Consider the following 24,021-nt stretch of genomic DNA (forward strand, 5'->3'; position numbering starts at 1 on the left):
AGGATCGAGGCGCGGAGGCGTGACCGGCCTGAGATCCAGGCATGCCTTAGATGCGGGGGTGCCTGAGCTGCGGGCGTGCGGAGGCGCGAGCGTGCCTGAGAGGCGCCCCGCACGCCCGCTCACACGACCGCCGGCGCAGGCGCGGGCGTGCCCCGATCCACGTACGCCGCCAACGCCCGAACCCTCTCAGCATGCTGATCATGCCCCACGATCACCGGCGGATCGTTGTACGGCATCGCGTCCGACGACCGCCGCAGCTTGATGTACTGCCCGCAGGCGTCGATCGCGTACGGCTCCATGTCGTCCTGCAACGCCCCGATCACCGTGATCCCGTACGTCTCCCCGATCCTCCTGAACAGCGCCACCGCCTCCCGCCGATGCTCCTTGCCCAGGTTGCGCCCCAGCTCGTCGAGCACGAGGCACAGGTGCCCGCCGCCGGACGACGCGATGGCCGCCGCGCACACCAGCTTGACGGCCTTCTCGTCCATGAGCGCCGTGTTGGCCCGACGGTTGTACGGCACGAACCCCTGCCCCTCGCCGCGCCGCCACTTCGGCGTCACCCGCCACTGCCAGCGCTGCTCCGGGTCGGCGGGCGCCGGCGGCACGGGGAACTCGAGGGTCGCGCCGTAACCGCCGTAGGAGGTGTCGAGCTTGTCGAACTCCTCGGCCACCCGCGTCAGCCGCGCCTTGATGGCCGCCGTCAGCGCCGCCCGGTGCACGGCCGTCGACTGGGCCGCCTCCTCCGCGCCCCTGGCCGCCGCCGACAGGTCCCGCTGGCGGGAGACGATCTGCGCCTCGATCTGCCGCCGCTGGTGCCGCTCGTACTCCTCCTGCCCCCGCAGGTACGACGCCAGCGACCCGCACACCGCCGAGAACGTCGCCTGCTCCCGCGCCGTGCTGCCCTCCCGCTCGCTCAGCAGGAACCGCAGCTCCTCCGGCACCTCCGACTCGTCCTCCGACGGGAACGTGTCGCGCAACGCCTGGTCGAGGTGGCGTTCGGCGACCCGCCACCACTCCTCGGCCGCCCTGGGCCGCTCCTCCTCCGGCAGCGCCTCCAGCCACTCGCGGGCGGTCTCCACCGTGCCGCCCCAGTCGGCGGCCAAGGCGTCGAGCTTGAGCGCCTCCCGCTCCGTCCCGACCTTCGCCTCCTGCTCGCGGGCCTGGGCCCGCTCCGACTCGTGCCGGTGCCGGCGTCCCTCCAGCCGTTCGATCTCCATGTCCCTGGTACGCGCGCGAAAGTCCAGCGCCCCCGCCTGCCGCTCGGCCTCCGCGACCTTCGGTGTCAGCTCCTCGATGGCGGCGTTCAGCTCGCCCAGCCTGGCCCGCCGCTCGCCGAGCTTCGCCTCCACCTCGGCCAGCCGCACCCCGGCCCTGGCCCCTTCCAGCCGCCGCTGCGCCTGCGCGACCGCCTCTTCTCCGTCGTGTACGGCCTGCGCCGCGCTCTCCTGAACGTCCTTGGCCCGGTTGAGGCGCTGCTCGGCGGCCTTGATCCGGGCCTCCCGGCCGGTCGCCACCCCGTCGAACGCTCCCACGACGCTCACGCCCGCCGCGCTGACCAGCACGGACCCGGGCAGCTCCGCCAGGGCGGCGGCGGCCTCGTCCAGGTGGGCGGCGTCCACGATCACGGCATGCTCGTTCGGCCACCCGCGCAGCTTCCCCAACGCCAGCCCGCCACCCAGCCGCACGCTGCCGGACCCCGCGCTGGACGCCGCGCTGGACGCCACCTCGGACGCCACCTCGGGCGCGGTGCCGGACCCCTTGCCGTAGCGCGCCTTGAGCGCCGCACCCAGCGCCTGCCCATCACCCGCACCGGCGCCAGCGCCTGCGACGGCATCGGCACCGACGCCCGCACCGGCACCAGCGCCTGCGACGGCATCGGCACCGACGCCCGCACCGGCACCAGCGCCCGCGGCGGTATCAGCACCGACGCCTGCACCGGCATCAGTGCCAGCGCCTGCACCGGCGCCCCCAGCGGCACCGACGCCCGTTCCGGCGCTGGCGCTCGCACTGGCATCGTCGCTCGCACTGGCGCCGCCACCAGCACCCGCAGCGGCGCGGGCCGCCGTACCGACACCCGCAGCGGCGCGGGCCGCCGTACCGACACCCGCACGGGAACCGCCGCCCAGGCGTGCGCCCGCACCGGACAGCCGGGAGCCCGGGGACGTGTGGGCGGCGTCGCGGGCCTGTTCGGCCACGTCCAACGCATCCAGCAGCCCGGTGGCCCCGATCCCCGCCGCCGCCAGCGCGTTGAGCTGGGCCGCCGCAGGCCCGCCCTCGGCATCGTCCAGGGCGGCCTGCGCGGAGGCCACCTCCTGGTCGGCCACGCCCAGCGCCTTGAGTGCCTCGTTGAGCCGCAGCCGCACCTCGCCCAGCTCCCGCTCGGCCCCAGGCACGTCCCGCCCGTCCGCGAACCGCCGGGACTCCTCCAGCGCGGGAATCAGCCCGCGCAGCTCGTCGGCGGAGTTCTCGGCGACGGCGCGGTCGGCGTCGAGCTTGGCGGCGCGCGCCTGCATGGCCGAGAGGTCCTTGCGGGCCTGTGAGACCTGGCGGTCGAGGGTGTCCTCGCGCAGGGTGGCGATCTCGGCCTTGACCAGGGCGATCGCCTCGGAGGCGGCCTCGCCGGAGGCGCGGTGGCGTTCGAGGTCGGCGGCCAGCGCGTCGTCCTTGCTCGCGGCGTCCGCCAGCTTGCGCGCCTGCCGCCCGCGCCAGCAGCGCAGCGCGTCGGCGAGCCGGATGCGCGCCTGGTCCCGCCGGTCGAACGTGGTGAGCAGCGCCTTCGACTCGGCCTCGAACTCGGCCAGCCGGTCCGCCGCCTGGGCGGCCCGCACCCGTTTGGCGTGCTCGTCGCGGCGGGCCTCGCGTTCCTGCTCCAGCTCGGCGTCCAGGCCGGTGAGCGCGGCGATGGCCTCGAAGACGCGCTCGGGGGAGATCTCGTTGAGCGGCTGGGAGAGCAGGTTGGTGGCGACCTTGCTGCGCACGGAGGTGGACAGGAACGACACGCACCTGACCTTGTCGCCGTAGAGGACCTTGGTCAGGTCGCGGGCCACGACGTCGCGGCGCCCGGCCGACCTGGGCAGTGACGCCCAGATCTCGTCGGCTCGCGCCACCCGCTCGGCCTCGGACGGGGACGCCGCCAGGTGCACGCCCTCCCGCCAGCGGATCTCCAGGTGCGGCGCCTCCTGGTTGACCTTCAGCCAGACGGTGAGCGCGCCGCCCGAGGTGTCGGGCACCTCGAACAACTCCTCACCGTCCGCCACCACTTCCTCCGAAGGGGCCGGTTCGAAGCCGTTCATGCCCGGCGGCCCGAACACCCCCACGATGTACCCGTGATCGGCGCTGGCCCACTGCCGCGCCCCCGCCCCGCTCGCCAGCTCGGCGTTGAACAGCAGCTCGGACACCGCCTTCGCCCCCGACGCGAAACGCCACTGCTCGTCACCGAGCAGCGCCGTGATGGAGGCGATGAAGGAAGACTTGCCCGCCCCGTTGGAGTCCTTGGGCCCCGCACCGGCCACGACGATGAGCGTGCCGGGGACGGTGGGCACCGGATGGGTCGAGAGCCGTGAGATGTTGACCGCCTGCATGGCGATCAGCACCCGGTCTCCGACGACGTTCTCCACCTGCGACACCTAAACCCCCGTAACCCTTCCGTCCAGCACGAACCTGAGCCTCATCGGGCCGATCTCCTGGCGAGCACCGCCGCCGCGAGCGGGGTGTTGGGCCCCGCCGCCAGGATCAGCTCCTCCTGCAACCGCCGCCGCGCCGCCGGCGTGAGCCGGTGGAACTGCGGCCCCGGCACGTAGCCGCCGGCCTCCTCGCCCGCCTTCACCTGGCCGAGCAGCCCCGCGTGCCGCAGCGTACGGAACGCGGACTCCAGCTCGCCGATCGGGAGCTGGGTGTGCCGGCGCAGCTCCTCGACCGGCGTGGGGTGCGGCGACAGCCACGAGTCCTCCGGCAGCAGCCCCTCGGCGCGCGGGATGGCCACGGAGTGCACGAGGACGAGCGTCAGCACTGCCCGCTCGGCGACGCCGAGCGGCTCGCGCGCCAGGCCGGGCGTGCCGGCGGCGTCGAGGGTGGCGATGGCGCCGGCGACGGCGTCGTCGTAGCCGGAGGTCCAGCGGTCGCGGTGCTGGATGAGCGTACGGCCGCGCCTGGCCAGCATCTCGCCCAGCGTGTGCCGCAGCGCCGGGTCGCGCAGCGCGGCGAAGCGCGCCTCCTGCACCGGCTCGGCCGCGTGCTCGACCACCATGAACGCCGCCACCAGCTCCGCCCGCCGCCGCTCGTCGTAGCCGCCCAGCAGGTCGTCGAACTCGGCCGCCCCGCCTTCGACCCGCCCTCCGGCCACCGGATCGGCCGGGACCTCCGCCGGCCGCGTCGCCGCGACGATCTCGGCGTCGCCCACCACGGTCAGCGCCGCCCGTTCGGGCTCGGGCAGCCGCCGCACCAGCTCCTGGAGCTGCGCGTGCGCCTCCACCGGCCACAGCGCGCACCTCGGCCCGAGCAGCACCACCCCGTCGTCCATCACGATCCAGGCGGAGTCGTGCAGCCGCCGCAGCGCGCCCCTGGCCCAGTTGCGCATGAGGTCGTCGGTACGTCCGATCAGCTCCCGGTAGGTGTCGAGCACCAGCTCGACCGGCGCGGGGTCGCCGGGCCACGGATCGACCGACAGGTCGGTCCAGCAGCACTTGAGCACCGCCGCCAGCACCCGCCGCGTCTCGCCGGACCGCTCCACGGCCACGGGCGCCACCTGGTGCTCCTCCAGCAGGGACGGCGTCACCCCGTCGGGCCACACCGGCAGGGCGTCGCCGGTGGAGTCGGGCCTGGTCAGCCGGATCATGCCGGGGGCGGCGAGCACCCCGGCGCCGAGCCGGGCGGGCCCGTGGGCGCGCACCAGCGCGTGGGAGACGGCCGCTTGTCGCTGGTCCATCAGCTGCGCTCCAGGTAGCCGTGCGAGAGCCAGGCGGGCTCGCGGTCGGGGTCGACGCTCAGCCCGTCGCACCAGGTGAGCCGGTAGGGCAGCTCGGGCCGCAGGTCGACGGTGGTCAGGTCGGCCAGGACGCGCCGGGCCGCGACCCAGTCGGCGGAGCCGAGCACGTCGCCGAGCGCCACCCGCGAGGCGTCGCCCAGCAGCGACTCGGCCATCTGCGTGAGCCGCTCGATCGCGGCGCCCGGCGTGGAGTCGAGCGAGGACTCGGGGCCAGGGTCGGGCAGCGTGGAGCGCGGGGGAGTGGGCTGGGCGGGCGCGGGCCGCGGCGCCTCGTCCACGGCGCGCGCGATGGCGGCGGGGTCGTGCCAGGGCGCGGGCGCGTCGAAGACGAACCCGTCGAGGACGGCCGCGAGGCGCTCCTTGGACGCGGTCTGCGTGAACGTCCGCCACGTCTCGGTGGGCAGCAGCGTCAGGTTGCGGGTGGTGCCCGCCGAGTCGGCCAGGCGGCCGGCGGCGCGGCGGGAGGCGTCGCTGTAGGCGTAGATGGCGGCCCGCAGGTCGGTGCAGACCCGGTCGAGCTCGGGCCAGCGGGTCAGGATCGTGCCGTGCAGGCCCTGCGCGCGCCGCGCGATCTCCTCGGTGCCCCACAGCTTGGGCGCCTGCTCGCGCAGCTCCTCGATGGTGCCGGTGGTGAGCGTGATCAGCTCCAGCGCCCACAGCCGGAACGCCCGCGCCAGGTTGAGCGCGCTCTGCCTGGCCTCCTCCATCGTGGTGCGCGGGTCGGCGACGTTGAGGTCTTCGAGGGCGAGCAGCCGGTGCATCTCGGACTGGCCGCCGTCGTCCATCATCCTTCTGATGAACATCAGCCCCACCACACTGGTGAACGAGGCGCGGTAGCGGAGCTGGTTGGGCTTGGGGAACACCTCGCGGATCGCGCCGAGCCCCTTGAGCACGCGCAGCCGGTTGTCGAACTGGTCGGTGGGGTAGGCGCGGCAGGCGAAGCGCATCTGCTCGTGCGTCAGCCACTCCTCACCCGCCTCCGCGAACGCCGCGAACAGCGTCTCGGCGATGTCGACCAGGGCCGGATCGTCGACCACCGCCCCGCTGTCGCGGGCCAGCGCGGCGAACATGCGGCGGTAGGTGGACAGGACCGCCTCGTCGGTGAGGACGGAGTCGAGGGTCAGGGGCTGTTCGGACACGGGCTCTAAGGTACGGCTTCGCACCGACACTCTTGGAACTCGCGCACCGGCGCTCCCATGGCTACCAGCCAGTACATACACGTAACGGACGTCCGGGCGCTAGGGTGATCCCCGGTATTCCGGGGCGCAACGCTCCCTAGTCGTACAAACCGGGTGGGTAGGCAAGTGAGCGTGCTCCGAGGCGACCGCGCCACGGCGGTGATCGCCGGGGTGGCGGCCGTGATCCTGGTCGCCGCGGCGGCGTGGTTCGGCGTGGGCGTCTCCAGCGCCAACCCCAAGCTGGCCGACGTCGGCGCGTGGCTGTGGACCAAGGCCCGCGGCAAGATCGTGCACGTCAACGGCCTGTCCGGCGAGGTCGACGGCTACCTCGACGACAAGGCGGGCAGGCAGCTGCGCGTCGTTCAGGACGGCGGCAACGTCCTGCTGGTGGACGACCGCACCGGCTACGTCAGCCGCGTCGAGCCCAGCCAGCTCACCGTCACCGAGACCCGCGACTTCGGCGCGGCCGGGATGCAGCTCGCCATGGCGGGCGACACCGCGTACGCCGTGGACCCGGCCACCGGCAAGGTCCAGCAGATCGACCCCGCCACCCTCGACACCCGCGGCGCCGCACTCACCCTGCCCGCGCCGCTCGGCGCGGCCCGCATCGACGGCGGGGGCCGCCTGTGGGTGCCCGTGACGGCGCGGGGCCAGGTCGTCCCCGTCACGAACGGCACGGCGGCGAGCCCGGTCAAGGTCGGCGAGCCCGGCGAGGAGCTGTCGATCACCATCGCCGGCGGCCTGCCCGTCGTCGTCAACACCAGGGCCGCCACCGCCACGATCATCGGCTCGGACGGCGGCGTCGGCGAGATCACCCTGCCCAAGGGCGTCGCCCAGGCCGCCAGGGGAGGCGCGCTCACCCCCGCGACCACCGAGGGCCCCCTGGTGCCGATACTCGCGCCCGGCGACTCCGGCCTGCTCGTCGTGATCGACACGGGCTCCAACTCCGTGCTCAGCACCAAGTTCACCGCCGCCGACCCGGCCAAGCTGGGCGTGCCGCAGGTGCTCGGCACCAAGGTGTACGTGCCCGACCAGGGCAGCGGCTCGCTGATCGTCTGGGACAGCGCGGCGGGCGGCCGTCCCACGACGCTCCAGGTGGCGCAGCGGCCCGGCCCGGTGGACGTGTTCGTCAAGGACGGGCTGCTCTGGGCGAACGACGAGAACGGCGACAAGGCCGTCGTCATCGACCCCGAGGGCCGCAAACACGACGTGGACAAGGACGACTCCGACGTACCGGGACCGTCCAACACCCCCAAGCCCAGGCCCACCCCGCGCACCGAGCCCACCCGCACCGACACCCCTCCCGACCAGGAGCCCGATCCGGACCCGGTCCCCGACCCCGTCAAAACCTCAGAACGGCCCAGCGCCACCCCCACCAGGGAGGCGCCCAGCAAGAGCCCCAGCCCCACGCCGTCCGCCACCGCGCCGTCCGCGCCCGGAGCCGTGACCGCCAGGTCAGGCCCCGGCAAGGTGACCGTGACCTTCAGCCCGTCGAACGGCGGCGAGGTCGAGCGGTACACGCTGCGGACCTCCGGCGACGGCAGATCCACCCCGCAGTCGGCGGACGCGGACGGGCCGTTCCAGTTCGAGTTCACGGGCGGCGACTGCGCGAACGAGTACACGTTCACCGTCGTCGCGCACTGGCCGGGCGGCGAGGTCGAGTCGGAGCCCAGCGCGGGGGTACGGCCGTGCGTCGCGCCCGGCTCGCCCACCGGGTTCGCGGCCAAGGCCAGGAACCGGGGCGCCGAGCTGACCTGGACCGCCCCCGAGGGCGCCGACGACGCCACCACGTACGAGCTGACCGGCGCCGCCACCAACAGCGCCATCAAGGGCACGTCGTTCACCGTGGACGGGCTCAAGAACAACCAGAAGCACACCTTCAAGCTCAAGGCCAGGAACGCCGCCGGGGAGAGCCCCGACGTGGCCACGGCCGAGGCCGACCTGGCCTACCCGCGCCAGCAGTACCAGAACGCCAGCAACAACGACACCAACACGCTGATCCGGCCGGGGCCGTCGGCCAGCGGCGAGGCGGGCAAGATCCCGCAGGGGCAGTACATCACCCTGACCGTGATCTGCCAGGTCAAGGGCACGTCGTACACCGACTCCTCGACCGGCAAGAGCAGCGACATCTGGAACCGGATCGAGAGCCAGTACGGCAACGGCTACCTGAACGACACCCTGGTGGCGACTCCGGACGGCGGCTTCCCCGAGGGGCCGCTCTTCGAGTGCACCGACTGAGAAGGGGACTCAGTTGACCCAGTACAACTATCAGGACCACTTCGAGCAGCCAGCGCCTGCCTATGACCAGCAGCAGTACCACCACCAGCCTGCGCCCGTCTACGAGCAGCAGCCATCCCAGCAGCAGCTCGCGCCTGTCTACGAGCAGCAGCCGCAACCCCAGCAGCAGCTTGCCGGACAGTTCGCGCAGCGCTTCCAGCTCCTGGCAGGCAACATCGAACGCATCATCCGCGGCAAGCACGACGCCATCGAACTGGCCCTGATCTGCCTGTTCGCCGAAGGACACCTGCTGGTCGAGGACGTCCCAGGCACCGGCAAGACCACGCTCGCCCGGTCGCTGGCCGCCAGCGTGGACGCGGAGTGGCGGCGCATCCAGTTCACCCCCGACCTGCTGCCCAGCGACATCACCGGCGTGTCGATCTTCAACCAGGCGCACCAGAAGTTCGAGTTCCACCAGGGGCCGGTCTTCGCCAACATCGTGCTCGCCGACGAGATCAACCGCGCCTCCCCGAAGACGCAGGCCGCGCTGCTGGAGGTGATGGAGGAACGCCGCGTCACGGTGGACGCGGAGCCGCACCCGGTGCCCAGGCCGTTCCTGGTCGTCGCCACGCAGAACCCGGTCGACATGGACGGCACGTACCCGCTGCCCGAGGCCCAGCTCGACCGCTTCCTGATGAAGATCTCCGTCGGGTACCCGGACCACGCCTCGGAGGTCGAGGTGCTCAAGGGCATGCCGACGGGGCCGCAGGTCGAACGGCTGCCCGTGGTGGCCCGGTCGTCCGACGTGGCCGGCATGATCGACTTCGCCTCGCGCATCCACGTGGCCGACCCGGTCTACGACTACATCGTGGCGCTGTGCGGCGCCACCCGCACCAGCCCCCACCTGCGGCTCGGCGCCAGCCCCCGGGGCAGCCTCGCCCTGCTGCGCGCCGCCCGCGTCAAGGCCGCGGCGGCGGGGCGGCACTACGTGGTGCCCGAGGACGTCAAGGCGCTGGCCGTGCCGGTGCTCGCGCACCGCCTGATCCTCACCCCGGAGGCCGAGCTGCGCGAGGTCACCCCGGCCGCCGCCCTCGGCGAGATCCTCGCCGGGATGCCGGTGCCGCAGGCGGCCTAAGTGCACCCCCCACCCCCGGACCCGCGCCCGGCGCCCTCACCCCCACGCGCCCAGTCCCCGGACCCACGCGCGCAGTCCACGGACCCGCGCCCGGCGCCCTCGCCACCGCGCCCAAGCGCGCGATCCCCTCACTCGCGTCCGGACGCGCGCCCGCCGTCCCCGTCCGCGGGCCCGCTTCCGCAGCTCTCGCCGTCGGACTCGCGCGCGCGGCCCGGCGCGGGCGCGCGGCTGACCGCCGTGCTGACGCCGCTGGGGTGGGGGACGCTGGCGGGAGCCGTCGTCCTGTACGCCGTCGGCTTCGCGCTCGGCTACCCCGAGCCGGTCGTGCTCGCCACAGGCGCGCTGCTGGCGCTGGCCGCCGCGGTGGCGTGGACCGCTCCGAAGCCCCGGCTGGAGGTGCGCAGGGAGGTCACCCCGCTCAAGGTGCCGCGCGGCGACGCCGCCGTGGCCGTACTGACCGTCACCAACCTGGGCAGCCGAGGCCTGTCCGGCCTGCGCGCCCAGGACCGCATCGGCACCTCCGAGCACACCGTGGACCTGCCCAGGCTGCCCAGGAACGCGGCCCGCACGGTCTCGTACCCGCTGCCCACCGAAACCCGCGGAGACATCCCGGTCGGCCCGCTGGTGCTGGTGCGCGCCGACCCGTTCGGGCTGACGCGCCGGGTCCGCGAGTACGGCCGTCCCGTCACCCTCCTGGTACGCCCGCGCACGGTCCCCCTCCCCGTCCCGCCGTCCGGCAAGGCCCACCACCTGGAGGGCCCGACCAGCGACAACGCCCCGGCGGGCACGGTCACCTTCCACACCCTGCGCGAGTACGTCGTCGGCGACGACCTGCGCCACGTGCACTGGCGGTCCAGCGCCCGCACCGGCACCCTGATGGTCCGCCAGCTCATCGACGCCAGCCTGCCGACCACCACGGTCCTGCTCGACACGCGGGCGCTGACGGAGCTGGCCGTGGACGCCGCCGCCTCGGCCGCCGTCGCCGCCGCCCGCGCGGGCTTTCCCGTACGGGTCCTGACCGGCGACGGGCCGCTGCCCGACCAGAAGACGGACGCCGAGACCGTGCTGGACCGGCTCGCCCTGGTACGCCCCGGCCCGGCCGGGGTCACGGAGGCGCTGCGGACGGCTCGGGGCGGGGGGTCGCTGGTGCTGGTGACGGGGGATCCGTCGGAGGTGGGGCGGGTGGCGGGGGTACGGCGCCGCTTCGATCGCGTCATCTGCGTGTACGTCGGGACGGCTCCGGCTCCGGCTGGCCCGGCCGGGGTGACGGTCGTGCCGGTGGCGTCTTTGGACGAGTTGCCGATGGCCTGGAGGTCCCGATGACCCACGGCACCTCGCACGGCACGCAGCCAGGCGCGCCCATGACCTCCCACGGCACCCAGCCGGACGTCCCCCGCACCCCCGGACGCGCCTCCGGCAGGCGGGCGGCCAAGCAGCGCGGCGCCGAGCCCGCCACGGCCACCCCACCCCCGGGCCCGCTGTGGCGGCGCTTGGCGGCTCTGGCCGTCCTGGCAGCGCTGGCCGCCACCGCAGGCTGGGCCTTCCACCGCGTCTTTCCCGGCCCGGACCTCCTCCTGGCAATCATCCCCGCAGCCACGGCCCCCGCAGTCGTGGCAGCCCTGACCCGCACCCGCCCCCTCTGGCTGCCCCTGACCCTGGACCTGATCCTCTGGCTGGCCACCACCATCCCCCTGTACGGCACCCTTTCCCCCACCGCCCCCGCCGACGTGGCGAACGCCTGGCACGCCCTGCTGACCACCCTCCTCCCCGCCCAGCCCGACCCGGAGCTGCTGGTCCTCGTCCACACCCTGGTCTGGGCGGCGGCCACGATCGGCGCGGAGACCCTGTCCCGCACCACGACGAGGATCGCGGCAGCCTTGCCCGCCCTGGCCGTCTTCGGGGTGGCGCTGCTGCTGGGCGTGGACGGCGAGGGCTCGAACCTGCCGGTCACGGCGGCGCTGTTCGTGCTGATCGCCGCCCTGGCCCTGATCCGGGACGACCGCTCCCCGGGCCGGCTGCCGGCGGGGATCCCGGTGGCCGCCGCGCTGGCCGCGCTGGCGCTGGTGGCGGGCCCGCTGCTGCCCATCGCCGCCGAGCCGTACAACCCGCGCGAGAACGTCGACCTCCCCCCGCCCGCCCGCGTGGACAGCGTCAGCCCTCTCGACCGCGTCTCGGCGTGGCTGCAGATCCCCGACCGCGAGCTGTTCACGGTCAGGGCGGACGAGCCGCAGAACTGGCGGCTGGCCGTGCTGGACCGCTACGACGGCGTCCGCTGGACGTCGGGTGCCCGCTTCCAGCCCACGGGCGGACGCGTCCCCGAGGGGGAGTGGACGGGGGAGGCGGACGTGGTGCGCCAGCGGGTCACGTTCGACGGCCTGCCCGGCACGTGGCTGCCCGCCGCAGAACGCCCCGAGAACGTCACGGGCGTCAGCGGCCTGGCCGTGGACCCCGCCAGCGGGTCGCTGCTGGCCAGGACCAAGCCGACCAAGGGCTTCAGCTACGAGGTGACCTCCCGCGTGCCGAAGCCCACCAGGGAGGACCTGCTGGCCGCCGCCCCCGTACGCGACCCGGCCCTGACCGCCTTCCCCGACGGCCCCCAGGAGCAGCTCTTCCGCAGGCTCGCCCAGCAGGCCGTCAAGGGCACCGACGAGCCGATCAAGCAGGCGTACCGGCTGCAGAGCTACCTGCGCACGAGCGCCGCCTACGACGTCACCGCGCCGCCCGGCCACTCGCTCAAGGGCCTGGAGTTCTTCCTGCAGACCACGCACCGGGGGACGTCGGAGCAGTTCGCGGCCACGTTCGCGCTGATGGCCAGGACGCTGGGGCTGCCGTCGCGGGTGGTCGTGGGGTTCAGGCCAGGACAGGAGTCCGGCGGTATTTATCATGTCAAGTCGGGGCATGTCATGGCGTGGGCGGAGATCAAGTTCGAGGGGCTGGGGTGGCGGCCGTTCTATCCGACGCCGGGACGCAGCGGGGCCAAGGACGACCACGAGGTGGCCTCGTCGGCGATCGAGGAGAGCGAGAAGCTGGAGGGCGAGTTCGCCAAGGGCGGCAGCGACCGGCCCAAGACCACGCAGCCGCAGGCCGCCGACCAGGGCGAGCAGGCGGGCGGTCTCGATCCGTGGCTGCTCGCGGCGGTGGCGGCGGGTGGCCTGCTGGTGGCGTACGCGGGCGTGGTGGTGATCGTGCCGTGGCGGCGCAGGCACGGCCGCCGCAGCGCCGGCGAGCCAGGGGCGCGGGTGCTGGGGGCGTGGCGGCAGGCGTGCGACGACCTCGGGCTCGGTGGCGAGCACGCCCTGACGGCGGGTGACGTGGTGTCCCGCCAGCCGGGCGACATCTCCGTACATCTCCACCCGTTGGCCGAAATTTCCAATTTCGTGCGGTACGCCCCCGAGGGCGTCACCGACGCCACCGCGTCCGAGGCCTGGCAGCGCAGCGACGCCATCCGCGGAGCCGTACGCGCCCGCACCCCCCTCCTCACCCGCCTGCGCGCCCGCCTCCTCCTGAAATGATCGGAGACATGCGTAGCGTCACGGCCCAGCTCCTGCACCGCCCGCCCGGCCTGACGCCAGGCGAGATCGTCAGGCGGCTGGCGGCCGTGCAGGCCCAGGACGTCCCCTCGGCCCTGCTCGCCTTCCGCGCCCGCTCCGCCACCCTCACCCCGGCGGACGTCGAGGCGGCCTGGCAGTCCCGCGAGCTGGTCAGGACGTGGGGCCCGCGCGGCACCCTCCACTTCGCGCACGCCGACGACCTGCCCTGGATCCACGCACTCACCGGTAACGCCACCGGCACCCTGCGCCGCCTGACCGAGGAGGGCGTCACCGGCGACGACCTGCTGCCGCTCATCACCCGGGCCCTCGAAGGCCAGGGCCCCCTCACCAAGGCCGACCTGGAGGAACGCCTCGCAGGACGGGCCCGCGGCCAGGGCGTCGTGCACCTGGTGGCGCTGGCCGCCCGCCACGGCCTGGCCGTCCTGGGCCCGCAACGCGCGGGCAAGCCCACGTACGTGCACGCCGCCGACTGGCTCGGCGCCCCCGTCGTCCCCGAGCCCGACCGCGAACGCGCGCTCAAGGAGCTGGCCACCCGCTACCGCCGCGCCCACCACCCCGCCACCCCCGAGGACCTGGCCGCCTGGTCGGGCCTGCCCCTCGGACAGGCCCGCACCGCCTGGACCCTGAGCACCGCACCCCCGCCGCCTGAGGACGCCCCGCTGGTGCGTCTCGTGCCCGCCTTCGACGAGTACGTGCTGGGCTGGCGCAGCAGGGACCCCGTCCTGGCCCCCGAGCACGCGCGGAAGGTGTTCCCGGGAGGCGGCATCCTGCGCCCGGCCGTCCTGGTGAACGGCCTGATCAAGGGCGTGTGGGGGAGGAGGGGCACCGAGGTGAGCGTGCAGGCGTTCGACGAGCTGCCCGACCTGGACGACGAGATCGCGGACGTGCGGCGCTTCCTCTCACCGCCGTGAAAGCGATCCGGTGTATCGGGTGATACCAGATGAACACTGATACATCGGAAGGTTGCCCATGACGGGGGAGACGATCGCGGCCACGGCGCCGCCCTGGACGGCCCGCGCCCCGGGGACGGCGCACGGCCACTCGGACGACGCCGACGTGTCCGCCGCGGCGCACGACACGCTGGACGGCGCTGACGCGTTCGCCGCCGTGTTCGACGCCTACTTCGGCGAGATCCACGGCTACGTCGCCCAGCGGCTCGGCCCCGACATCGCCGAGGACATCGTGGCCGAGACGTTCCTGACCGCGTTCCGCAAGCGCGACCGCTACGACTCGTCCCGCGCGGGGGTGCGGGCCTGGCTGTACGGCATCGCCACGAACCTCATCGGCAAGCACCGCCGCCTGGAGGCCCGCACGCTGCGCGCCCTCGGCCGCTGCCGCCCCGACACGGACGCGCCCGGCCACGAGGAGTCGGTGGCCGTACGCGTCAGCGCCCAGAGCCTGCGCCCCGAGCTGGCCGCCGCCCTGGCCGAGCTGGACCGGCGCGACCGCGACGTGCTGCTGCTGGTCGCGCTGGCGGGGCTGAGCCACGACGAGATCGCCACCGCGCTCGGCATCCCGTACGGCACGGTCGGCTCCCGCCTGAGCCGCGCCAGGAAGAAGCTGCGCGGCCGGCTGGTAGAGGAGGCGCGGGGCGATGGATGAGCTGATCCGCGAGCTGTACGGCAGGCCGGAGCCGGCCCCGCACGCGCAGACCCGGGTGTGGCGGCGCATCACGGTCCGCCGCCGGCGCCGCCGCCTGTCCTGGCTGGCGATGATCCCCGCGACCGCCGCGGCCCTCGCGCTGTTCCTCCTGATCCCCCGCGAGCAGCCCGTGGACACGGGCAGGGAGATCCTCCTGACGGCCGCCACCTCGGCCGCGTCCGCCACGTCGCGGGGCACGTACTGGCACGTCAAGAAGGTGTACGACGGCGTCAGGGAGACCGACCTGTGGGTCACGCGGCAGGGCGGGGCGTGGACCGCGGAGCAGGGCCGCGTCACCCGCGTCACCGGCCGCTCGCCGTTCAGCATGGCCGGGCGGGACCTGAGCTTCGACCAGATCCAGGCACTCCCCTCGGACCCCGCCGAGCTGCGCGAGCGGGTCGCCGCGATGCTGCCCGCGGGCTCGCGGGGGCTGCTCGCCGACGCGCTCGGCGGCCTGCTGTGGACCAAGCCGTCCCCGCCCGGCGTGCGCGCCGCCGCTTACCGCGCGCTCGCCGACCTGCCCGAGGTCCGCTACCTGGGCACGGCCACGGACGACCGGGGACGCGACGGTGAGGCGTTCTCCTTCGCCCTGCCCACCGGCGTCCGCCGCACCCTGATCATCGACCCGGCCACCTCGCAGGTGCTGTCCAGCGAGGACGGCACCCGCTCCGAGCTCGTCCTCACCGCCGGCTGGACCGACCAAGGCCCCCGCTGACCCCGCAGGCGCCGCGCGTGGGTTCCGCGCGCCCTCGAACAGGAGCAACGACGTGTTCTGGCGTGCCCGCACGACCTCAGGCAAGGCCATCTGCCTGAGCGACCAGTTCCCCGCGATCAAGGTGGAGGAGGTGATGGACGGCCTGGTGACGTTCGTGAAACTGCCGCCCGTGCGGCTCACCACCCCCGTCGACTGGACCGCGAACCCGCACGGCAACCGCTCCTGGGCGCTGCACCTGCACACGCTGCGCTGGATGGGCCGCCTGGTGTCCGCCTACGAACGCACCGGCGACCAGGCGTGCCTGGACCGCGCCCGCGCCGTCACCGACGACTGGATCGACGCCAACCCCCGCCACGGCGCCGGCGTCAGCCCGTGGGCGTGGGCCGAGCACGCGGTCGCGCTGCGCGCCCCGGCGCTGGTGTGCCTGAGCGAGCACGTCCACACCCCCCGCCTGTGGGACAGCCTGGCCGAGCACGGCGAGGTCCTCGCCGACCCGTCCCTCTACCGCGAAGGCCACAACCACGGCCTCGACCAGGACATCGCGCTGCTCGTCGTCGGCTGCCGCCTGGGCCGGGCGCGCTGGCGCGACCTCGCCGTACGCCGGATGACCGCCTCGGCCGAACTGGCCGTGGACGCGCAGGGCGTCCTGCACGAGCAGGCCCCGCGCTACGGCCTGTACGTGCACCGCCGCCTCGGCGTCGCCCTGCGCGCCATCCGCGAGAGCGGCGCCGAGGTGCCAGAACGGCTGGTGGCCAGGCGGCGGGCGCTGGAGTCGTACGTGGCCCACGCCACCCAGCCGGACGGCACCCTCGTCCCCATCGGCGACAGCCCGGCCGACGCCCGCGCCGACGGGTTCGCGCACGAGGGGCCGCTGGTGCGGGTCTTCGACGGGGGATACGTGTTCGGCAGGAGCGCCTGGGACGACCCCTCGGCCGCGTACTACTCGATCAGGTTCGGCCCCGGACGGCGGCTGCACGGCCACGAGGACCACCTCGGCCTCACCTACTCCGCCCAGGGCCGCCGCATCCTCGTGGAGAGCGGCTTCCACTCCTACGAACGCACCGGCTACACCGACTGGACCCGCTCCCCGCAAGCCCACAACGTCCCCATCCCGACCACAGGAACGTTCCGCCCAGGCACGCCCACCCACCTCCTCCACTCCTCCATCGGCCCGTCCAGCCAGACGTACGAACTGGCCGACGACGCCTACGGCCCGCTCCGCACCCGCCGCGTCACGGTCAACCACGACCCCGACACGGTGGCCGTGTTCGACACCGTCGCCTCAGGAACCCTGCGCAGCCTGTGGCACTTCGACCCGGCCTTCGAGGTGGCCTCCCGGCGCGACGGAGCCGTGGTGCTGCGCGACCCCGGCGGCTTCCACGTCACGGTGCTGCAGTTCCCCGGCGAGGGCCTCGCCGTGCGGCCCGCCCTCGTCTCCACCGGCTACCTCCGCACCGCCGAAGCCGTCACCGTCCTGTCCCCCGAGGCGCCGAGCGTTCTGACGGTCATCGTGCCGGGGCGGTACTAGCATCCTGCTGTGAAGAACAGGCCCCCGTACGCCCTGGGCTCGGTGGACAACGCGCTGCTCGTCCTGCACATGCTCCGCGACCGCGGCCGCGTCCAGGTCACCGACGTGGCCGGCGAGCTGGGCATCGCCCGCTCCACCGCGCACCGGCTGCTGTCGATGCTGGTCTACCGCGACTTCGCCGTACGGGACGAGGACCACACCTACCTCCCCGGCCCCTTCCTCGCCTCCGCCCCCGCCATCCCCGGCGGCTCCGCCCTGCGCGACCTACGCGCCCGCGCCCGCCCCGCCATGGAATCCCTCTGCGCCCGCGTCCAGGAAACCGTCAACCTCATGGTCAGAGTGGGCACCGAGGTGCGCTTCCTGGACAGCGTCGAATGCCCGCGCCTGCGCCACGTCACCGACCGCCGCGGCACCATCCTCCCCGCCCGCCTCGCCTCCGGCGGCAAAGCCCTCCTCGCCGCCCTGCCCCCGGACGAGGTCCTGGCCCTCTACCCCGACCTCACCCCCCGGGATCGCGCGGCCCTGACCCGCGAACTCGACGAGATCAGACTCAGCGGGCTCGCCCTCAACATCGAGGGGACCGAACGGGGGGTGTCGGCCGTGGGGGCCGCGGTGCGTAACGGGGGCGGGGTGGCGGTGGCGGCCCTGTCGATCTCCATTCCGTCGGATCGGTTCGCGCCTGAGGAGCTGGGGACTTATGTGGAGGAGCTGCGGCATGCCGTCAGCGAGGCTGAGCGGGCTTTGGCCGGGTTTCCTGGGTGAGGTTGGGCAGCAGGTGTGGTTTGAGCTGGCGGAAGAATTCGGTGGCGTCCGCCAGGGGGTCTCGGCCTGGGGCGTTCTGGATGATGCTGATGGTGAGCAGGCGCCGGTAGTCGGGCGTCCATCCGTAGACGAAGGCGATGGTCCGGTCCTGCGCGTTCTTCCGTCGCGCTGCGAACCCCGGCCCCAAGCTGTCGGGTAGGTCGTGCCCGTGGTTGACCTTCTTGGTGTTCTCCAAGCCTTCACGGCTTGCGGGAGGAGGCTCGAAAACCTCGATCATGAGCCCGCTCTCATCCCTCTGACCGGAACGCGCGCTCACCGTGCATGACTCGAAATCCCGGCCCATGTCAGTCTTCGTGCCGAACGCCTTGTAGGAGGTGAGGCCCGTCGCCATCCTGATCGCATCCGCCGAGATCAGATCGCATTCTTGTGGAGACGCGGTCACATCACCCAGCGGCCGGCTGTCCGGCGGCGGAGCGGGAGACGTGCACGCGGCCGTCAGGAGAAGGATGCCGAGTATCGACGGTCTGATTTTCATGAGCCGCTCTGGGAGTAGTACTTCTCGGCACTTTCGAAACCGATCTCGATGGCTTCGCCCGGTGGGCCGAAGACACGGCCGGTCTCATTCAGCGACAGCCATTCGTCGTAGGACCTGCGCTCCTCGGCAGTCATCTCTGCCCATGGCTTGATCCTGCCATCGACCAGGAAGTGGCCGTCCGAGCCTGGGGAGAAGTCCTTGTGCTTGTACGGGTGTGTCGCGGCCGGTACGGAACCGTCGCCGAACAAGTCGTGACGCATCATCGTGGCCGCCGTGAGATCGGCGAACATGTGCTTGGCCAATCCCGTCGCGCTGTCCGCGTCCGTACGGGCTGTTTCTTCGTGGTTGGACTTCATCGTGCCGAAGATCAGGCTTTTCGCCTCGTCCACCAGAAGTCCGAAGAACTTGCCCTGTGGCCCTGGAGCCAGCCCCGCGACCTTCTCGGTCATGGCCTTGAAAGTCGCGAAGCGCGCGTCGGTCGCCTTTGCCGCTGCGATGTCGGAAATGTTCGCGGCATCGGTGATCAGCCAGGTCGTCCTGCTCAGATCACGCGTCGCCCGGGTGAACTCGGAGCCGCCGCCGCGGCTCATGCACTCCTCGAGGAGGTCCTGCCGTGCGGCGTCGAGTTGCTCTGGTGTGGCCCCCGGATGCGACTTCCGCCATTCCGCGAAGTCGGCCCGCACCTCGATCGCGATCTTGCCGGCGACTTCGTCCAGCATTCTGCCGGCGTACATGCCGTGCGCCGCGACCACGGTCCGGAACGCTCCCTCGTCTTCGAATGCCCAGGTCATCGCCCTTTTGACGCCGTTGGCGTCGAACAGCGCGCCGTACGGCTCCGCGCCTCGCAGGTTCTTGTCGGCGTCCTGATCCGCCATCACGCCCGCCATCTCCTCGCTGAAGGCCCGCGTGGTGCGGTGCACGTCCCCTGTGTACTGGGCCAGGACGTTGCCGAGGTTGGCGCGGGTGTTCGGGAGATTCGCCTGAACCTTGGCGCCACTCCAGAACCGGACCGCCCAGGAGGCGATCAACGCCGACTTGTACCCCCGCGACCCACCCACCGGCACCTCATGATCCCGAATCTCCGTAGCGGCAACCTCAATGGCCCACCCAAGATCCCCATCGGCCTCCCCCTCCCAAACATGCCGCCGCATCAAATAATCCAACGGCCGACGCTCCGGATCGGTGAGGAAGTCCTGCGCCACGGCAGGATGATGGGCCAGCGCGACCAGGGCCGCCCCCATGGGGCTGAGGTCGCCGGGAAGGGCGTCCCGGGCGCCGGGCATGGTCCAGGCGTCCCGTGGCAGGCTGAGGTCGGGTGGATGGGCGAGGTCGGCGTCGTACAACCGCCGGACCACCGCGAGGAGGAACGAAGGCTCGAACTCCCCGTCCATCAGCAGCCGCTTCACGGCGAACGCCTGCCGCCGATCCTCCACCCCCTCGACCAGCCGAGCCGCGTAGTCGTCCCCCGGCCGCGTCCGGCCGACTCCGCGTGAGGCCGTTCCCAGCAGGGTGCTGAGCATGGTGAGGAGCCGGTCGGGGGTGGCGGCGTCCCGCTGGAGCGGTCGCTCCGAAGGCGGGAGGTCCGAGCCGTACGCCTGGTTGATCAGGAGCTTCAGCTCGGCGGGCGGGATCTGGCCGAAGAAGGCCAAGGCGAAGTAGGGGTCGTTCTTGTGGAGTTCGAGCTGGGCCACGGTCTCGGCGTCGAGCGCGTGGTCCGGGATCTCGGCGCGGAGGAGGCGGGCGAGGCGGGCGGCGGTGGCGGCGCCCTCGTCGGGCGACTTGGACAGCCAGGCTGATTCGTCCGCCCAGAGGAGGCCGTCGGAGCCGGGTCGGCGGTCGGGTTCGGCGAGGATGAGGTCGAGCCGGCCCTGGAGTGCGGGGATGCGGGCGTTCATCTCCCGCGCGATGGCGGGCAGCGCGGACGGGCCCCACACCCGGAGGCCCAGGGACGTCAGCGCCCGCTCCACCTGGAGGTCGAGCTCCGGGATCAGGCCGCTGACCCGGCGCAGGCCGTTGATCAGCCGCGTCATCAGCGCGGGGTCGATGCCGACCATGGGGCTCATCGGGAGGACGCCCCCTCGCCGGGTTCGAGTGCGTCCAGGAGGGACAGGGCGCGGGTGAAGCGGTCCTTGAGGCCCTGGTCCCAGGCGCGCAGGTCGGCGGCGAGCCGGTCGCCGGCCGCGCCTCGCAGCGCGCCGGCGTCGACCAGCCGCGCCAGCGCGACCACCTCGTTCGCGTGGTGGTCGCGCAGACGTTCGATGAGCCGCCTGGCCTCATCGAGGTGTTCCTGTGTCGCCATCGCCGCCCTGATCTCGCCCGATCGCTGAAGCCGATCTCGTTGAGGGGAGAGACGCCGGACCGAACGGCATCGTAAGCGCAGGCGGGGGCGGCCCGGCGGGGATTGCGGGAAACGCTATGGGATCAGAGCCAGTTACGTCGTTTGAAGATCGTGTAGAGCGCCACGCAGACCGCGCCCATGAGGAAGATGGCGAACGGGTAGCCGAAGGCCCAGTGCGTCTCGGGCATGAAGTCGAAGTTCATCCCGTAGACGGTGCCGACGAGGGTGGGGGCGAAGAGGATGGCGGCCCAGGCGGAGATCTTCTTGACCTCCTCGCCCTGCTGGATGCTGGCCTCGGTCATGCGGGCCATCTCGGCGTTCTGGGCCTGGGTGACGAGGGTGGAGTTGACGACGAGGATGTTCTGCAGCATCTGGCGGAAGGACGAGATCCGCTCCGTGACGGTGATGGCGTGGTCGGCGGCGTCGCGCAGGTAGCTCTGCAGCTCCTCGGTCACGCCGTACTTGCGCGCCCCCGCAATGAAGCCGTGGATCATGCCGACGAGCGGCGCCGTGGCCCGCTGGAACTCGATCACCTCGCCGGACAGCTCGTACACGCGCCGCGACACCGACGGGTCGCCGCCGAAGACCTGGACCTCGATCTCCTCGATGTCCTTCTGCAGCCCGGCCACCACCGGCGCGTACCCGTCGACGACGGCGTCGAGGATCGCGTACAGGACGGCCTGCGGGCCCTGCCGCAGCAGCTCGGGGTCCGATTCCATGCGCTTGCGGACGGCCTGGAGGTCGGGGGCCTCGGCGTGCCGTACGGTGATCACGAAGTTGGGCCCGACGAAGACGTGCACCTCGCCGAACGCGACCTCCTCCACCTCGTCCAGGTAGCGGGCGGCGCGCAGCACCACGAACAGCGTGTCGCCGTAGCGGTCGGCCTTGGGGCGCTGGGAGCCGACGATGGCGTCCTCCAGCGCCAGCTCGTGCAGCTCGAACTCCTCGCCGAGCTTGACCAGCTCCCACTCCTTCGGCCGGTACAGCCCGATCCAGGCCATGGCGTCCGGCATCTGCTTGAGGCGTTCGAAGGCGTCGGCGAGCGAGCCGGGGTTGTCGACCCGCTCGCCGTCCTGGTAGATGGCGTTGTCGATGACGGTGGGCCGGTAGGGGCGCTCCTCGGCCGCGCGCGGGTCCATCGAGTGTTCTGGCGCCTCCTCGCGTACGTCACCGCTGCGCCTGAACCCCTTGACCCTGGCCATTCGCCCCTCCTTCACCGCCCTACGACGGGCTCATCTCGTCGAGTTGCTGTGTCGCGCGATCTCTGATGGTCTTGCGCCACATCGGTGTCCATCCGAACAAAAGCCCATGTGGCCTGCCAAGTGCCATTTTCGACCATCGACGGAAATCGAATTCGTCGTGGTGGCGAACAATGAGGCCGTCCTCGAACCTGAACAGCGAGTCGATCTCGTTGACGACCTCGCGGCCCGTGCTGTGGAAGGTGTAGCGGGAGGTCCAGTGAGCGGTCGCGGTGAAGTCGTCGGCCGTCACGTCGCGGTAGTCCGACTTCAACCCGTCACGCACGCCGAGCTGCAGCCGCCACATTCTCATCACCCTGTCGCGGCCCTCTACCTCCTGGTAGATGGGGTCGCCGAAGCTGACCTCGGAGTGGTAACAGCGCTCCATGGCCGCGAAGTCCGCCCGGCCGAGAGCGTCGTAGAAGGCGCTGATGAGCGCCACGTGCCGATCGTTCACGTCCCCTATCGAATCATGGCCGCGCCGTTGTGCCAGCACACGGCCCGCAACCAGGCGTCCCCCAGATCGAGGCGGGCCAGGGCGTCGAGCTGGTGGGCGTACGCGTACGGGATGGCCGGGAAGTCCGACCCCAGCACCACCTTCCCCGCCAGGCCCAGGTCGAGCAGCGCGGGCCGCAGCCGGGCCGGGAACGGCATGCCCTGCTCGGAGAAGTCGGTGAAGGCCATCGTGGTGTCCAGGGCCACCCGCTCGTAGCGGGCGGCCAGCTCGAAGAACGGGTCGTACTCCGGCATGCCCAGATGCGCGATCACCAGCCGCAGCGCGGGATGCCGGCGCAGCACCGCCCCGACCGGGCCCGCCCCGACGAAGCCGCCTGGCACCGGAACCGAGCTGGCGTGCACCACGACCGGCACCCCGGCCTCCGCCAGCAGCCCCCACACCTGCGTCAGCTCCGCCGCGCGCGGGTCGAACCCGCCCACCTGCAGGTGCACCTTGAAGATCCGGGCCCCGTCGTCGAGCGCCCGCCGCACGTACACGGCGACGTCCGGCTCGGGGTAGAAGGTCGCGGACGGCAGGCAGCCCGGGGTGCGGCGGGCGAAGTTCAGGGTCCAGGCGTTGAGGTCGGCGGCCATGTCCGGCCGGTGCGCGTACGCGAGCGCCGGGAACGTGCGCACGCCCAGCTCGCGCAGCCGGGCGACCCGCCGCTCCACCGGCCACTCGTAGGTGATCGGCCACCCGCCGCCCATCAGCGGCCCGCCGTGGCGGAAGTGGTGCCAGACCCGCCGCTCCATCCGTTCGGGCAGGAAGTGCACGTGCAGGTCGATCAGCCCGGGCAGCCCGAGCCGCGCCCACCAGGCCGGTACGTCCGCGTCAGTCGTCACCACGCCGCCCAGGCAGTCCAAGTTCCATGCTGACACTCGATTCAGGAGAGGTACCCCGGTGATTATCTCCAGGACGCAACCCGTCCCAGACAGGATGCCGACCGGTTAGGGTTTCTCCTCGATGGACACGTTCTGGGCCCACCTGATCAAGGTTCAGCCTGACCCCGACCCCTGGGTCGTGGTGGTCTCGGCTCTCGTCGCGCTGGTGATCGTCGGCTTCCGGATGCCCTGGCAGGTGTCCAGAGGGCTGATCACGATCGCCCACGAAGGCGGCCACGCGCTGATGGCGCTGCTCACGCGCCGCAAGCTCGAAGGCATCCGCCTGCACTCCGACACCTCCGGCGTGACCCTGACCAGGGGCAGGCCCACCGGGCCCGGCATGGTCCTGACCGCGCTCGCCGGCTACCTGGCGCCCCCGCTGCTCGGGCTGGGCGCCGCCTGGCTGACCGAGCAGGGCCGCATCACGTTGCTGATCTGGGGCGTGCTGCTGCTCCTGGTCTGCATGCTGCTGCTGATCCGCAACCTGTACGGCGCGCTGATCCTCCTGGTCACGGGAGGCGCCGTGTTCGCCCTCATCATGTACGCGCCGGCCGACATCCAGCAGGTCGTGGCCCTGGTCGCGGTGTGGTTCCTGCTGTTCGGCGGGATCCGGCCGATCTTCGAGCTGCAGTACAAGCGGCGTCGCAGGCAGGCCAGGGACTCCGACGCCGACCAGCTCGCCCGGCTGACGTTCCTGCCCGGCGGGTTCTACGTGTTCTTCTTCCTGCTCGTGTCGCTGACGTCCGTGGTGTTCGGCGCGTACCTGATGAACCCGCTCTAGTCCCGATATTTCGCACTAAACTCCTCAGCAACAGGGGGAGA

General features: G+C 72.7%; 19 protein-coding genes. 10 read left to right on the top strand and 9 right to left on the bottom strand.

The genetic code is table 11. The features are described from left to right. Positions 1–119: 119 nt before the first annotated feature. Genes ABD331_RS02205 through ABD331_RS02215 form a run of 3 tightly spaced genes read right to left on the bottom strand, consistent with a single transcriptional unit; the run spans position 120 to position 6,123 of the window. Positions 120–3,626 (bottom strand): coiled-coil domain-containing protein, encoded by a 3,507-nt coding sequence (locus ABD331_RS02205; protein WP_425565911.1) that lies wholly within the window; start codon positions 3,624–3,626, stop codon positions 120–122. 41 nt (positions 3,627–3,667) lie between these two features. Further along, positions 3,668–4,924 carry a hypothetical protein gene (locus ABD331_RS02210; RefSeq protein ID WP_344470473.1) on the bottom strand — a complete coding sequence of 419 codons (1,257 nt, stop codon included), beginning with the start codon at positions 4,922–4,924 and terminating at the stop codon, positions 3,668–3,670. Then, positions 4,924–6,123 (bottom strand): hypothetical protein, encoded by a 1,200-nt coding sequence (locus tag ABD331_RS02215; protein WP_344470474.1) that lies wholly within the window; start codon positions 6,121–6,123, stop codon positions 4,924–4,926. The genes ABD331_RS02210 and ABD331_RS02215 overlap by 1 nt, the downstream gene beginning before the upstream one ends. A gap of 165 nt (positions 6,124–6,288) precedes the next feature. Between ABD331_RS02215 and ABD331_RS02220 the strand changes: the two genes are divergently transcribed. From ABD331_RS02220 to ABD331_RS02260, 9 genes are all read left to right on the top strand, one after another. Then, positions 6,289–8,400 carry a fibronectin type III domain-containing protein gene (locus ABD331_RS02220; protein WP_344470475.1) on the top strand — a complete coding sequence of 704 codons (2,112 nt, stop codon included), beginning with the start codon at positions 6,289–6,291 and terminating at the stop codon, positions 8,398–8,400. 13 nt (positions 8,401–8,413) lie between these two features. After that, positions 8,414–9,514: an AAA family ATPase gene (locus ABD331_RS02225; RefSeq protein ID WP_344470476.1), complete on the top strand. Its 1,101-nt coding sequence runs from the start codon at positions 8,414–8,416 to the stop codon at positions 9,512–9,514. A gap of 237 nt (positions 9,515–9,751) precedes the next feature. Continuing rightward, complete coding sequence (locus ABD331_RS02230; protein ID WP_344470477.1) at positions 9,752–10,837, top strand: DUF58 domain-containing protein; 1,086 nt, start codon at positions 9,752–9,754, stop codon at positions 10,835–10,837. Further along, complete coding sequence (locus ABD331_RS02235) at positions 10,834–13,026, top strand: transglutaminase TgpA family protein (RefSeq protein ID WP_344470478.1); 2,193 nt, start codon at positions 10,834–10,836, stop codon at positions 13,024–13,026. The genes ABD331_RS02230 and ABD331_RS02235 overlap by 4 nt, the downstream gene beginning before the upstream one ends. Positions 13,027–13,034: 8 nt before the next feature. Then, on the top strand, positions 13,035–13,976 hold the full coding sequence (locus ABD331_RS02240) for a winged helix DNA-binding domain-containing protein (RefSeq protein ID WP_344470479.1): 942 nt from the start codon (positions 13,035–13,037) through the stop codon (positions 13,974–13,976). 58 nt (positions 13,977–14,034) lie between these two features. Further along, positions 14,035–14,667: an RNA polymerase sigma factor gene (locus ABD331_RS02245; RefSeq protein ID WP_344470480.1), complete on the top strand. Its 633-nt coding sequence runs from the start codon at positions 14,035–14,037 to the stop codon at positions 14,665–14,667. Further along, complete coding sequence (locus tag ABD331_RS02250; RefSeq protein ID WP_344470481.1) at positions 14,660–15,421, top strand: hypothetical protein; 762 nt, start codon at positions 14,660–14,662, stop codon at positions 15,419–15,421. The genes ABD331_RS02245 and ABD331_RS02250 overlap by 8 nt, the downstream gene beginning before the upstream one ends. A gap of 52 nt (positions 15,422–15,473) precedes the next feature. Continuing rightward, positions 15,474–16,949, top strand: a complete 1,476-nt coding sequence (locus ABD331_RS02255) for a heparinase II/III domain-containing protein (protein WP_344470482.1) — start codon at positions 15,474–15,476, stop codon at positions 16,947–16,949. 9 nt (positions 16,950–16,958) lie between these two features. Continuing rightward, entirely contained in the window at positions 16,959–17,711 is a 753-nt protein-coding gene (locus ABD331_RS02260; RefSeq protein WP_344470483.1) for an IclR family transcriptional regulator, read from the top strand. Here ABD331_RS02260 and ABD331_RS02265 read toward each other — a convergent pair. From ABD331_RS02265 to ABD331_RS02290, 6 genes are all read right to left on the bottom strand, one after another. Next, a complete protein-coding gene (locus ABD331_RS02265) occupies positions 17,671–18,246 on the bottom strand; it encodes a hypothetical protein (protein ID WP_344470484.1) in 576 nt (191 codons plus the stop codon). The two genes, ABD331_RS02260 and ABD331_RS02265, sit on opposite strands and share 41 nt — an antisense overlap. After that, positions 18,243–20,309 carry a hypothetical protein gene (locus ABD331_RS02270; protein WP_344470485.1) on the bottom strand — a complete coding sequence of 689 codons (2,067 nt, stop codon included), beginning with the start codon at positions 20,307–20,309 and terminating at the stop codon, positions 18,243–18,245. The genes ABD331_RS02265 and ABD331_RS02270 overlap by 4 nt, the downstream gene beginning before the upstream one ends. Continuing rightward, positions 20,306–20,545: a hypothetical protein gene (locus tag ABD331_RS02275; protein WP_344470486.1), complete on the bottom strand. Its 240-nt coding sequence runs from the start codon at positions 20,543–20,545 to the stop codon at positions 20,306–20,308. Before ABD331_RS02275 ends, ABD331_RS02270 begins: the two co-directional genes overlap by 4 nt. 122 nt (positions 20,546–20,667) lie before the next feature. Continuing rightward, a complete protein-coding gene (locus ABD331_RS02280; RefSeq protein ID WP_344470487.1) occupies positions 20,668–21,786 on the bottom strand; it encodes a magnesium and cobalt transport protein CorA in 1,119 nt (372 codons plus the stop codon). 19 nt (positions 21,787–21,805) lie between these two features. Next, the gene (locus ABD331_RS02285; protein WP_344470488.1) at positions 21,806–22,279 is read right to left on the bottom strand and encodes a nuclear transport factor 2 family protein; all 474 of its coding nucleotides are present in this window, start codon (positions 22,277–22,279) and stop codon (positions 21,806–21,808) included. Positions 22,280–22,284: 5 nt separating this feature from the next. Next, the gene (locus tag ABD331_RS02290) at positions 22,285–23,163 is read right to left on the bottom strand and encodes an amidohydrolase family protein (protein ID WP_344470489.1); all 879 of its coding nucleotides are present in this window, start codon (positions 23,161–23,163) and stop codon (positions 22,285–22,287) included. A gap of 118 nt (positions 23,164–23,281) precedes the next feature. Here ABD331_RS02290 and ABD331_RS02295 point away from each other — a divergent pair, with 118 nt between their 5' ends. Then, the gene (locus ABD331_RS02295; protein WP_344470490.1) at positions 23,282–23,980 is read left to right on the top strand and encodes a M50 family metallopeptidase; all 699 of its coding nucleotides are present in this window, start codon (positions 23,282–23,284) and stop codon (positions 23,978–23,980) included. Positions 23,981–24,021 lie beyond the last annotated feature (41 nt).

This window comes from Nonomuraea monospora (assembly GCF_039531895.1).
GTDB classification, from domain to species: Bacteria; Actinomycetota; Actinomycetes; order Streptosporangiales; family Streptosporangiaceae; genus Nonomuraea; species Nonomuraea monospora.

Bases quoted from the DNA above. Each gene is read 5' to 3' on its own strand.
- ABD331_RS02210 (WP_344470473.1), bottom strand. From the start codon at position 4,924: ATGGACCAGCGACAAGCGGCCGTCTCCCACGCGCTGGTGCGCGCCCAC.
- ABD331_RS02235 (WP_344470478.1), top strand. From the start codon at position 10,834: ATGACCCACGGCACCTCGCACGGCACGCAGCCAGGCGCGCCCATGACC.
- ABD331_RS02240 (WP_344470479.1), top strand. From the start codon at position 13,035: ATGCGTAGCGTCACGGCCCAGCTCCTGCACCGCCCGCCCGGCCTGACG.
- ABD331_RS02245 (WP_344470480.1), top strand. From the start codon at position 14,035: ATGACGGGGGAGACGATCGCGGCCACGGCGCCGCCCTGGACGGCCCGC.
- ABD331_RS02250 (WP_344470481.1), top strand. From the start codon at position 14,660: ATGGATGAGCTGATCCGCGAGCTGTACGGCAGGCCGGAGCCGGCCCCG.
- ABD331_RS02265 (WP_344470484.1), bottom strand. From the start codon at position 18,246: ATGAAAATCAGACCGTCGATACTCGGCATCCTTCTCCTGACGGCCGCG.
- ABD331_RS02270 (WP_344470485.1), bottom strand. From the start codon at position 20,309: ATGAGCCCCATGGTCGGCATCGACCCCGCGCTGATGACGCGGCTGATC.
- ABD331_RS02275 (WP_344470486.1), bottom strand. From the start codon at position 20,545: ATGGCGACACAGGAACACCTCGATGAGGCCAGGCGGCTCATCGAACGT.
- ABD331_RS02280 (WP_344470487.1), bottom strand. From the start codon at position 21,786: ATGGCCAGGGTCAAGGGGTTCAGGCGCAGCGGTGACGTACGCGAGGAG.
- ABD331_RS02295 (WP_344470490.1), top strand. From the start codon at position 23,282: ATGGACACGTTCTGGGCCCACCTGATCAAGGTTCAGCCTGACCCCGAC.